Genomic DNA, 11,041 nt, shown 5'->3' on the forward strand with positions numbered 1-11,041 from the left:
GATGGTCGATCTCGCGGATGCGCACTATCCCATCTCCATCGACAGCGCGAAGGGGAAGCTTGGTTGGACGCCTCGGCATACGCTTCGGGGAACATTGCCGGAAATGGTCACCCGACTCATGGGGGATCCGAAGAGATGGTACGAGGAGAATAATCTGACCTGGACGGACGCGCTCCGAGAGGAGGCCGCGGCCTCGCGCCGGCCGACATGAGCACGCCCCCCATCGATCTAGACGCCGCTCCTGCCCCGTGGGACTATAACCCCTCCGCATGGGATCAGCGCATTCCCATCTGCGTCCTCGCGATGGTCGGGTTCGGCATCGCCTTCTATATGGGGATGTTTCAATGGGGGCTGGTGAAGTCCGTATGGGATCCCGTCTTCGGTGAACAAACCAAGAAAGTTCTGACTTCGAACGTTTCACACCAGATGTACGCCTGGTTCCGCGTGCCCGACGCCGCTTTCGGCGCGCTCGCCTATCTGGGAGATGCGATCTTCGGATTGGCGGGCTCGACCCGCCGATGGCAGTACCGTCCGTGGATGGTGGTGATATTCGGCATCGACGTCATCCCCCTGGGAATCGTGAGCGCCATTCTCGTGGTGCTCCAGGGCACCGTGGTCGGCAACTGGTGTTTTCTCTGCCTGGTGACGGCCGTCATCTCGCTCATCCTCGTCGTCCTCGCCTATGACGAGGTCTGGTCCTGTCTTCTCTTTCTCTGGCGGGTGTGGAAGCGGACGAGAAGCGCTCGGGTTCTCTGGAGCGCTTTCTGCGGGCAGCCGTCCGAGGAGGCCGCCGCCGTCGCCCTCTCCAGGAGAGCTGGTCATCGTGTGGGCTAGGGTGACGGAGCTCGGTTTCGGGCTCTGGCTTCTGGCAAGCCCATTCGTGTTCGATCACTCTGCTTCGGCGACGAGCCTTTGGCTCACCGATGTGCTGAGCGGGATGCTCCTCGTCATACTGTGCGCACTCAACTATTGGCGCCCCTCGAGTCGTTCTTACTTGGCGGTACCGGTGTTGGGAGCCTGGCTCATCGTGTCGGCTTTGCTGTCGGGTCCGCATCCCATTGCACCGCCGCATCAGAATCACATCATGGTGGGATTCACCATCATGATGGTCGGCATCGTGCCCAACCGCGCGCTCGGGCCGCCGGAAAAATGGATCGCATTCGAGAAGGGAGAGGCGCAAGGCTCGCTTGGTAACGGCTCCGAGCGCGCGCATGATGCCGGAGTGGACGCTTTATCGAAGGAGTCGGATCATCAGCGAGAGACGAAGCGAGAGCACCCGTCGAGTCCCGGTCCCGTTTGATTCGAAGACGCGTTCTTCTTCAGCGGTGATCCCATCCAGGCTCGCCACTCCTCGTCGGGCTGAGGATCACCGATCGGCGGCCGCTTCTTCTTCGGCGGACCGTCGGGCGGCTTCGGCGGATCCTCGATCGGAGGCTTCTTGGGCCGAGGTGGATCTTTGATCGGGGGCACGTCGTCCGGTTTCTTGGGCGGTTTGATCGGAGGCTTCTTCTTTTTGCCGGGATAAGGGGGTTCCTTGATCGGTGGCTTCGGACCCGGTGGCGCCGCAGCCAGACTCGAAGAGAGCGGTTTCGCGCTCATGGGGACACCTCGAAGCTTCCATGAAAACACGTCTTTGGCCACTTCAACGCGCGTGGCTTCAGCCTTCCGTTCTGCCCGCGAGGGCGTCGAACACACGATGGAGCTGCGAAGTCTGCACTTCCTCGCCGCAAGCCCCACATCGAACGGGGCCGTAGTCCACCATGTCCCGGTCGATGATCGTGAGCTCGTGGCCGCAATTCGCGCAGCGAAGCTTGATGCTTTCGCCACCCAGTGTCGGTTTATCTGCCACGACTTCCTCCCATGAGTCGGACACTATCTCGCCCGGGGGCTGTCCGAGAATAGGGTGGATCCGGGATGTTATCGGCATTCACCCGATTTCATCCGGTAAACGCCCGACCGACTCACCTGAGCTCGCCGATTAGACTCGGTCGAGGGCATGCGTTGGGTAGCGACCACATAGAGAGAGAGCCATGACATGACGATCGAGTTCACGAGCGTGCCGAACGCCGATGCGAAAGAGCCGAAGGATTTGTTCGTCGCCCTTCAGGTGATCGGCAGGCTGGAAAAATCGGATTTCGACGTCCTCGGACCGCGCCTGAACGTGCTCCTGGAACAACATGGGAAGCTGAAGCTTCTCGTCGAGCTCGTCGCCTTCGAAGGCTGGACCGCAGGCGCGGCGTGGGAAGACATCAAGCTCGCGCTCAGGCACTTCCGCGACATCGAGCGTATCGCCGTCGTCGGCGAAAGGCGCTGGGAAAAAGGAATCGCGGTGCTGGCGAAACCTTTCACGGCGGCTGAGCTGCGTTATTTCGATGTCCAGGAGAGAGAGTCGGCGGAGTCCTGGGTCAAAGAGGGCGGATCTGGCGACGGCATCTGACCCTCACGCTCTGTTGCGTCGTAGCTCCAGCGGGCCAGACCGATGTAGGCAGTCGACACCGGCTCTATTCTGACATCGCTGGGCCCCGTCCCCACGTTCAGAAGCCCGGTTTGAAGTTGAACTCGAACAGCCAGCCTTTTTCCGGCCGGTCGAAAGGGCGGACGAAGTCGAGCTCCAAGACGAGGAACCTCTGGAGCGCTACCCGGAGCGCGATGCCCGCGCTGGTAACCGGCTCGCGGTCACCACCAAAGAACTCTGGCTCGGTTTCGCTCGTCCAGGCCACACCCGCGTCACCGAAGAATGCCAGCTCGATCGGGATCGGGCCGCCCCAGGGCTCGCCGGTGAAAGCGCCGATGAGAGGAAAGCGGAGCTCGAAGTTCGTCACCATCAACTTACTTCCGAGGAGCTGGTTGAAGACGTCGCACCCTCCCGCGGCACACTCTTCCGCGGTGAACGAGCCCGACTGGTAGCCGCGCACGAGATTGGGAAACCCGAGGTAAAGATTCGTGAGCCGGAAATTGTCGGCGTCGCGTCCATAACGGCCGAAATGCATGCCTCGTACTGCAAAAGTGAAGGGTTCCTTGGGCATGAAATAATGCCGATAGTCGGCGAGAGCGTTCCAGAATCGAAGCGTACCGACGTCGGCGCCCGCCTCGAAGCGATAGCGGCTCCCGAGGAGCGGGCTCGTCGGTCCGAGCAATGACGTGTCGTGGACGAGCGCCGCGGCCGCCTCTCCCAGGTACACACTGGAGGGTGCGTCGATCTCGGAAGTCTCGTCCACCAGTAACTCGCCAGTCTCGAGGGAAAAAGCGGTGGTTCTCGCCTCCGCAGAAAAACCGTAATTCACGAATCCGCCGGAGAGCTCGATACGGTTTGCACGACTGAACGGATACGATACGGTGCCGCGGGCGCGTCTTTCCGTCTGCCGGAGCTGGATTACCTGCTCCACCTGACTCACCTGGCCCTGGACTTCCGCGACGCCGGAAACGAATCGATTGCTGAGAAAAGGGATCCAGGACATCGAACCTCCCCAGTTCCATCGGCTCGAACGATTCTCGTAACCGGCGATGCCGGCGACGTTATCGAAGTCGCCGGTCAACTGGAACTGGGTTCCCAGGTTGTGATTGGCCAGCATGTCGCTCCACAGGAAAGAGATTCCCCCGCCGATGAACGACCCGAAGATATCCGAGCCCGCGACGAGGTAGGGCTGACCTACGTAGTCGAGATTCAGATTCGCTCTATAGTCATCGGTGGGGAAATTTGCGGTCTCGGGGAGATATCGTTCAGGTTGTCCGAGCAGCGTGGCGACTTGGGACGAATCTCTCGGCGAGGGAGGCAACGCCGCCCACGTCGGGAACTGGACCGCCGTCGACATCGGTGCCTCTGCTTCCACATCTCGCGGATTCTCGATCGCGTAAATGCGGTACTCCTGTTCCTCTCGCACCGTGAACAGCAGGCGAGATGCTCGGGATGCCACGGTGATGGCGGGGCTGAGCTTCGTGATCCCGGAGATTCCGGTCGTGAGCGCGGTCACCCCGTGGACACTTCCCCCAAGCAGATTCATCCGGTAGAGGTTCGGTCTTCCGTCGACGTCCGAGACGAAGTAGAGGCCTTCCTCCACCCAGTGGGGGTCCCATTGATCGGCATGGGGGAAGATCTCGAGCCGCTCGATGGTTTGCGAGTCCATTTCCATGGTCGCGAGCTCGTAGTTCCCGAAGTGGAGCGCGTTCAGGTTGGATGAAAACCGATCGGTCACGAAAACCACGGAGCTGCCGTCGGGCGACCAGCTCGGTTGGAGCTCGGCGTAGGGGTCCTCGGTCAGCCGCGAGAGCCTGTCGGTCTCGACGTCGAGAAGATACAGGTCGAGAAGTCCGCCGCGAATTGCCGTGAAGAGGATTCGACTTCCGTCGGGACTCCACGATGGGTTGAAGATCTCGCCCAGGCGTGGAAACGAAATCTCGTTCGTCACGTCGGCCCGGTCGACGTCCAGAAAGCTCAGGACCGGTTGGCCCTTGCTCACGCCGGCGAAGACGAAGCTCTTGCCGTCCGGACTCCAGCTTCCGGATGAAGAGATGAACTGGAGGCTCTCGAAGTGTGGATCGGTCGCCGTCTCGACGATCTTCCTCTGGACTTTTCCACTCTCCGCGTCGGCGAGAAACATCTCGATGGCGAAGAGGTCACGCTCCGACAGGAAGACGAGCTGGCTGCCGTCGGGCGAGAGGGAAGGCGCGACGTTCAGACTGCCGCCGTGCCGCTCGTCGGTGAGGAGCGCGCGCCCGTACTCCGCGGCGGTTCGCGGATCCGTCAGCAGCGGTTCGTAAGTGTCGCGGATCGAGGCGTGCCAACCATCGCTGAGACTCTTCTCATCCTGCCCGGTGATCGTCTCGAGGGCTCGTCGAACCCCGCGTTCCCGAGCTTCTTCCAGCATGGCCCCAACGGCGCGATCTCCGTAGCGACCGCCCAGGTAGGCAAAAAACGCGTGACCGTAACGATAAGGAAAATAGCTCGGGTCGTTCAGATCCCCGACCGTTGGTAGATCTTCTCTCATGGCCGCATCTCGGAGCCAAACCGCAGTCTGCACGTCGACAGGTCCGAGTGACAGGTACTCTGCCATCCCTTCCATGAACCAGAGAGGGAACCGGAGCGCCGAGGAGGAAGCCGACCGGCTCTGTGCCGTGATGTCATATTGAAAGGCGTGTACGAGCTCGTGACCGAGGACGTGATCGGTCTCACGGAGGGGTCCCGCAAAGGGCATCACGATGCGCCGCTTCAGCGACTCGGTAACACCGCCGGTACCGACCCCGGGTAGGCCGGAAATGACGTTGGTCTGCTGAAAATGCGGGTGCGCGGCATAAATGATGAGAGGTTGAGAGCCCCTGAGCTCGTGATCCAAGACGATGGACAAACGTTCGTACCAGCGCTCCGCCATCTGCCCCGCGATCCGCGCAGCCTCTTCTTCCTCGGGATAGAAGTAGATGTCGAAATGTTCGGTGCGAAGGATCTCGAAGTCGAAGTCCTCGTACTGCGCTTTGTTTCGGCCGAAATACTGCCCCGAGGCCGGTACGGCGAGCGCTATCGCCGTGAGCAACACGGTCGACGTCGCGAGTCGTGTCATGGGTTTCTTTCCTTCCGATGTCTTCTTTCCTATCGAACTCCAGTACACATCGAGAGCCGGGGCCGGACGATCCGGTATTCGCAGGAAATTCCCTGAGGCATCGAGACCAGGGACGCGCGGCGAAACACTTCAGAAGAGAGGTACACTTCCTACCGGATCTAAGGCGACGGGATGATGACGGTAATCCATATCTTGGTCGGTGTTCTCTTCGTTCTGGGAATCGCCGGTTCGGTCCTTCCATTCTTGCCGGGGACGATCCTCATATGGATCGGGGCGCTCATCTACGCCATCGCCACGGACTTCGAGACTTTGGGGCCTTTAGGGCTCATCGTTCTCGGAGCGCTCACCGGGCTCGCCTACCTTCTCGACTATGTAGCGGGCGCGGTGGGCGTCGAGCGGCTGGGCGGCAGCCGTTGGGCCATGCTGGGAGCGATCGTGGGAGCCATCGTCGGCATCTTTTTCGGTCTGCCGGGACTGTTGTTGGGACCGGTGGCGGGGGCGGTGCTCTTCGAGCTCTGGCGGAGTCGCGACGTGAACGCGAGCATGAAGAGCGGGATGGGAAGCGTTCTCGGCATGGTGCTCGGCACGGCGGCGAAATTCACAATCGGGCTCATCATGGTGGGTTTGTTCTTCTGGTGGATCTGGGTTTCGCGCGCCGCGTCGGTCTGACCGACGTCCCAGCTCGATGGCAGAGGCGCCTCTCCAAACTCGGGTGCTTCCTCGACGAACCCTAGGGCGACGCCTGGAGCTCAGGCTCGGCGTCCTCGGGACTACCTGGACCGAACAGGGTATGTACGGGGATGTTGAGGAGCACTACGTTGGGGTTTCGAGAAAGGAGCATTCAATGTCCGTTGCCCGGGTTACCGAGATCACCTCGTCATCGTCCAAGAGCTTCGAGGACGCCGTGAAAAAGGGAATCGAGCGCGCATCCAAGACGCTCGAGAACCTGCAGGGCGCGTGGATCGGCGACCAGAAATGCGTCATCGAGGGAGGCACGATCACCGAATATCGGGTGAACATGAAGGTCACGTTCGTGCTCAACGAATGACGACTGACGGCCCTCGCAGCGGTGCGCGCTTCGAGGGCTTTATCTGCCTCGCGCAGGTGAGCCTTACCTCGGTTCTCGGAATCAGAGGCTCTCGAGCAAAATCCAAGACGCACGCCATCTCTCATAGCTCGGCCGTCATACGGCATCCACCCGGTTCCATCACGCCGGTCATGCGGCAAAACTGAATGGAGCGTTTGTTCCGAGGAGGTCATCATGACGATTCCCCGCAACATCAAGAGACATCTCGACGCCAACGACGTCATCTATCGTCATCTTTCTCACCCGCAGGTGTTCACGTCGGCCAAGACGGCAGAAGCTCTCGATATGACGGGCAGGGCTTACGCGAAGACGGTCGTGGTCGTCGTCGACGGCGGGCTGATCATGGCGGCGGTTCCTGCCAACCAACGCGTCGACGTCGAGAAATTGGCGCAGATGACGGGTGCCTCCAGCGTTCGGCTGGCCAGCGAGCCCGAGTTCAAGGGTTCGTTTCCGAGCTGCGAGGTTGGCGCCATGCCGCCTTTGGGAGAGTTGTTCGACATACCGGTGTGGCTCGACGCCTCGTTCGTGAAGCAGCCTACCATCGCCTTCGATGCTGGAACCCATACCGATTCGGTGGAAGTCGGTCTCGAGGATTTCCGGCGCCTGGTTCGCCCGCGGGTTGCACGGCTTACCGAGGTGGACGAGAGCTCCGAGCGAAAGGAGTGAGAACATGGCATCTGTAGAGAAGCTCAGTCCCGAAGAGGTTCGTGAGCACACCGTCCCTCTTCTCGTTTGCGCGTACGAGGACGAGGCGAAATGTAAGAGGATTCAGATCGACGGAGCGCTGTCCCTGAAAGAGTTCCAGGCGCGCCTCCCCGATATCCCCAAGGACGAGCGCATCGTCTTTTACTGAACGTGACCGAACGATGAATCCGCCGCCGGTCAGGCGGCCAAGTACCGTAAAGAGGGATACGAGAACGTTGCCGTGCTCGAGGGAGGCTACGAGGCCTGGACGGACGGTGATTGAGGCACCAGAGTCGTTGGCCTCTGTACCTTGGCCGAGCGACAGGCGGAGAGCGAGACCAAGTGCATCCTGATGATCAGGTTGGGCGAGAAAAAACCGCAGACGACAACGGTCCAGGTCCTCAATTATCCAGCCGCCAGGTGATCCCGCCCTGGACGTCGCAATGCGGCGGAAATCGGGTGTTTCCCCCATGGCCTTCCACGCTCGGAGCGGTAGGGTTGTTTCCAGGGTGCTTGCCATCACAAGAAAAGAGGAAGAGGAGGAAGACGATGATTCGAAACGGATCGCAAGTCACCATGCATTACGTGCTGAAAGTCGACGGACGAGAGATCGAAAGCTCTAGAGGCGCGGGACCCGTCGAGTACGTTCACGGGCAGCAACAGATTCTTCCTGGGCTGGAGAACGAGCTCGAAGGTCTCGAGGAAGGACAACGCAAGCGCGTGGCGGTCGAGCCCGACGAGGCATACGGTCAGCCCGATCCGGAGGGAATCCGAAGCTTTCCCCGATCCGCGTTCCACGACTTACCTTCGGTGCGTGTGGGTGAAATGGTTCAAGGGAAGATCGGCACGAAGGAGTTTCACGCCACGATCATGGGCGTCGATGATGAGCAGGTCCTCTTGGACATGAATCACCCGCTCGCAGGAAAGACTCTGGAATATGACGTCGAGATCGTAAAGGTTGAATGACGCTTCGCTCGGCTGACTCAATAGTCGTGCCGACCCCGGGGTTCTTCGCGAGTCGCGAGTCAGTCCCTCGACTTCGAGCCTCTGTCCCGCCTATCTCGAGATGGCCCGAAGAACCTCTCCCGAGAGTCTTCTGTCCGCGCTCGCGAGCGCCGGGTCACCGAGAGAGATGATGCCGGCAACGCGGTCTTTGCCATCCTGTACCACGATGCGCCTGAGCTGATGCTCCTTCATCTTGGTGATGGCACTATCGACCGAGTCGTCCTCCCGGCAAGAGACGACGCTGGGCGTCATGATTTCTTGCACGGTGGTCTTGGGCGGAAGTCTAAGAAACCATGTCAGGGTCCCTCCATTCCTCGGAGCCGGGATTTCGGCGTCACGAGAACCCTAGCGGTTCCAAGAGTCGATTCTGAACTCGGTGCATACCCATCCTGGCAAGCATTCCGGTGGCGACTCGGGAGGAAGCCTCTGGCAGGATGGCATCGAAAGATGGGTTTCTCGCTCCGATGAAGGAATCGGGCTCGCTCAAGCGAAGTCTCTCGCTCACCATGCTTACGATCTACGGTCTCGGGACCATGGTGGGAGGAGGCTTCTATGCCCTGACGGGAGAGGTTGCTCGTCATGCGGGGATGCACACGCCGATCGCTTTTCTGATGGCGGCGACCGTGGCGCTCTTCAGTGCGCTTTCCTTTGGAGAGTTGGCGGCACGCTTTCCCCAAGCCGGAGGAGAAGCACACTACGTTCTCGAGGCGTTCGGCCGGGCCCGGCTTTCGACGGGCGTTGGGCTGCTCGTCGTCACCACCGGCGTCGTCTCGGCGGCAACTCTGGCGAATGCGTTCGTTGGATTTCTGCAGGAGCTCGTCGCCGTCCCGACCTGGGCGGGCATCGTGGTCATCGTCCTCGTGCTCGGCGGCGTTGCCGGCTGGGGCATCGCGGAATCGGCAATCCTGGCGGCAGTCATCACCTTCATCGAGGTTGGTGCTTTGGCCTACGTGAGTTTTGCCGTCCGAGCTCATATCTTCGAGCTTCCCGCGCGCATCGACGAGATCGTTCCCCCGATGACCCTCCAAGCATGGAATGGCATCGCCGTGGGCGCTTTCCTGGCCTTCTACTCTTTCATCGGGTTCGAGGACATGGTGAACCTCGCGGAAGAGGTGAAAGACGCCCGACGCGCGCTTCCCCGCGGCATTCTGCTCGCCCTCGGTATGACGACCGTGATTTACGGGACGGTTACCACTCTCGCCGTACTCGCACGGACGCCTGAAGCGCTTGCCGCCAGCCGATCACCGCTCGCTACCGTCCTCGGAGGCGTCGATGCCGTCCCCGGTGTCGGTATTACGCTCGTTGGCATGCTCGCCGGTCTCAATGGAGCCCTGGTGCAGGTCATCATGGCATCCCGCGTCCTCTACGGAATGGGCAAAAAGGAAACTGGACCTGCCGTCTTTGCCCGGGTCTGGGAGCGGACCCGCACTCCGGTGGCGGCGACGCTGCTGGTAACGGCGGTCGTTCTCGTCCTGGCGCTTGGATTCCCTCTGGTGACTCTGGCCCGCTGGACGAGCAGCGTGATCCTCGTCATCTTCACGCTGGTCAACGTCTCGCTCCTGGTGCTGAAGTGGCGAGGGGGATCGAGACGCCCGGACGTCACCACGTACCCGATCGGGATTCCGATCGTTGGCGCCGCGGTCAGTCTCCTATTTCTCCTGTCTCAGATTTGAATCCCGTCGACTCGGGTCGCGGCTACCGCGCTCCGGGCTCGTCCCGTCCGTGCACGTGGGACGGCGGCGAGGTGGCCTCGACCGCTTCGAAAGGCTCGAAGATGCGGTAGGAATGGGCCGCGCCTTCGGGTACCAGCCACGAGTCACCGGGACTCAGCCGGACCGTTTGTTGTTCGAGACGGAGCTCGGCGGTGCCTTTGACGACGTAGCCAACCGTCTCGTAGTCACGGCGAGTCTCCGGTTTGTCCGACCCGGGTGCTTCCTGCCACAGCCGCATCGAAAGACGCTTTCCCGAGCAGAGATATTTTTGACCCATCTTTCCGGCCGGCGAATGGCTCGAGTCGATCTTTTTGATCGTCGTATCATGCATGGAGCCATCCTAGTTGCCGTCGGATCGACAAAACCACGCGGCGAATCCCGTAAAGCTGCTACGGTATATCCCCTAAGGAACGGGGCCTCGGCTTGGGTTCCAGCCAGAGGCGTCAGGCTCTGAATTTCTTCAAGCGGCCGGCGTGGGCCAGGGCAAGCCCCATGAGTTCGGTCGCTGGCCGCATCCCGAGGCCTCCCCGAGCGCAGGAGCTCTCATCGAAGCGAGATACGCGGTCGTGGCGTGCGTGACGCGCACGAAGCATTACCAACAACTCACCGCTCTCGCATCTGGCAGGTGATCATCGTGTAGTCGAGGAGACTCATTTCGTCGCCAGTAGGCTCGCGAAGCCCAAACAATAGTCGGGTGCGCACCTCGATGCTCTCGAGAAGGGCCTCTCCCAACCGGAGCGCATCCATTGCCCGCTCGTGGCTGTAGCGAGTGAGGAAGTCGAGCGCGAGCGCGTCGTGCTTCGCCGCGAAGAGCGCTTCAGCGGTTGCTTCCACCGTCCCGCTCTCCGCGATCATGCCGTCCTCGAACGCGGTGAGCGCCTCGGTCACTTCGGGGAGGAACTTCTCGGGGCGATCGCAGGTGTAGTACATCAGTCTCTTGAAGAGCCTGCCGGCGAAGAGCGTCGCCTCGCGGATTTGCCAGTCGCGGGTCAGGAAGCTCG

15 protein-coding genes are annotated in these 11,041 nt (G+C 61.1%); 10 read left to right on the forward strand and 5 right to left on the reverse strand.

The features are described from left to right. From VEK15_25300 to VEK15_25310, 3 genes are all read left to right on the forward strand, one after another. A partial coding sequence (locus tag VEK15_25300; GenBank protein HXV64041.1) for an NAD(P)-dependent oxidoreductase occupies positions 1 to 211 on the forward strand: 211 nt, incomplete at its 5' end. After that, the gene (locus VEK15_25305) at positions 208 to 834 is read left to right on the forward strand and encodes a vitamin K epoxide reductase family protein (GenBank protein ID HXV64042.1); all 627 of its coding nucleotides are present in this window, start codon (positions 208 to 210) and stop codon (positions 832 to 834) included. The genes VEK15_25300 and VEK15_25305, both read left to right, overlap by 4 nt. Further along, the gene (locus tag VEK15_25310) at positions 824 to 1,300 is read left to right on the forward strand and encodes an SPW repeat protein (GenBank protein HXV64043.1); all 477 of its coding nucleotides are present in this window, start codon (positions 824 to 826) and stop codon (positions 1,298 to 1,300) included. Before VEK15_25305 ends, VEK15_25310 begins: the two co-directional genes overlap by 11 nt. Before the next feature lie 357 nt (positions 1,301 to 1,657). Here VEK15_25310 and VEK15_25315 read toward each other — a convergent pair whose 3' ends face one another. Beyond that, the gene (locus VEK15_25315; protein ID HXV64044.1) at positions 1,658 to 1,849 is read right to left on the reverse strand and encodes a hypothetical protein; all 192 of its coding nucleotides are present in this window, start codon (positions 1,847 to 1,849) and stop codon (positions 1,658 to 1,660) included. 186 nt (positions 1,850 to 2,035) lie between these two features. Between VEK15_25315 and VEK15_25320 the strand changes: the two genes are divergently transcribed. Next, the gene (locus VEK15_25320; protein HXV64045.1) at positions 2,036 to 2,437 is read left to right on the forward strand and encodes an STAS/SEC14 domain-containing protein; all 402 of its coding nucleotides are present in this window, start codon (positions 2,036 to 2,038) and stop codon (positions 2,435 to 2,437) included. 97 nt (positions 2,438 to 2,534) lie between these two features. Here the strand turns inward: VEK15_25320 and VEK15_25325 are convergent, their stop codons facing one another. Beyond that, positions 2,535 to 5,552: a basic secretory protein-like protein gene (locus tag VEK15_25325; GenBank protein ID HXV64046.1), complete on the reverse strand. Its 3,018-nt coding sequence runs from the start codon at positions 5,550 to 5,552 to the stop codon at positions 2,535 to 2,537. Positions 5,553 to 5,723: 171 nt separating this feature from the next. Between VEK15_25325 and VEK15_25330 the strand changes: the two genes are divergently transcribed. The 5 genes from VEK15_25330 to VEK15_25350 all read left to right on the forward strand — a co-directional run bounded on the left by VEK15_25330 (position 5,724) and on the right by VEK15_25350 (position 8,289). Further along, positions 5,724 to 6,221 (forward strand): DUF456 family protein, encoded by a 498-nt coding sequence (locus VEK15_25330; GenBank protein HXV64047.1) that lies wholly within the window; start codon positions 5,724 to 5,726, stop codon positions 6,219 to 6,221. A gap of 175 nt (positions 6,222 to 6,396) precedes the next feature. Next, positions 6,397 to 6,600, forward strand: coding sequence for a dodecin family protein (locus VEK15_25335; GenBank protein HXV64048.1), 204 nt, complete (start codon positions 6,397 to 6,399; stop codon positions 6,598 to 6,600). A 213-nt stretch (positions 6,601 to 6,813) separates the two neighbouring features. After that, positions 6,814 to 7,305, forward strand: a complete 492-nt coding sequence (locus tag VEK15_25340; GenBank protein HXV64049.1) for a YbaK/EbsC family protein — start codon at positions 6,814 to 6,816, stop codon at positions 7,303 to 7,305. Between the two features lie 4 nt (positions 7,306 to 7,309). Next, complete coding sequence (locus VEK15_25345) at positions 7,310 to 7,492, forward strand: ArsR family transcriptional regulator (protein ID HXV64050.1); 183 nt, start codon at positions 7,310 to 7,312, stop codon at positions 7,490 to 7,492. A gap of 380 nt (positions 7,493 to 7,872) precedes the next feature. Continuing rightward, complete coding sequence (locus VEK15_25350) at positions 7,873 to 8,289, forward strand: FKBP-type peptidyl-prolyl cis-trans isomerase (protein ID HXV64051.1); 417 nt, start codon at positions 7,873 to 7,875, stop codon at positions 8,287 to 8,289. Between the two features lie 90 nt (positions 8,290 to 8,379). Here VEK15_25350 and VEK15_25355 read toward each other — a convergent pair whose 3' ends face one another. Then, on the reverse strand, positions 8,380 to 8,580 hold the full coding sequence (locus tag VEK15_25355) for a CBS domain-containing protein (GenBank protein ID HXV64052.1): 201 nt from the start codon (positions 8,578 to 8,580) through the stop codon (positions 8,380 to 8,382). 182 nt (positions 8,581 to 8,762) lie between these two features. Between VEK15_25355 and VEK15_25360 the strand changes: the two genes are divergently transcribed. Next, on the forward strand, positions 8,763 to 10,001 hold the full coding sequence (locus VEK15_25360) for an APC family permease (protein ID HXV64053.1): 1,239 nt from the start codon (positions 8,763 to 8,765) through the stop codon (positions 9,999 to 10,001). 22 nt (positions 10,002 to 10,023) lie between these two features. Here VEK15_25360 and VEK15_25365 read toward each other — a convergent pair whose 3' ends face one another. Both VEK15_25365 and VEK15_25370 read right to left on the reverse strand, forming a co-directional pair. Continuing rightward, positions 10,024 to 10,371: a cupin domain-containing protein gene (locus VEK15_25365; protein HXV64054.1), complete on the reverse strand. Its 348-nt coding sequence runs from the start codon at positions 10,369 to 10,371 to the stop codon at positions 10,024 to 10,026. A 272-nt stretch (positions 10,372 to 10,643) separates the two neighbouring features. Beyond that, positions 10,644 to 11,041 (reverse strand): peptidase U34 (locus VEK15_25370; protein ID HXV64055.1); only part of this gene is annotated, 398 nt, incomplete at its 5' end.

The sequence above is a fragment of the Vicinamibacteria bacterium genome (genome assembly GCA_035620555.1).
In the GTDB taxonomy this organism is placed as follows: Bacteria; Acidobacteriota; Vicinamibacteria; order Marinacidobacterales; family SMYC01; genus DASPGQ01.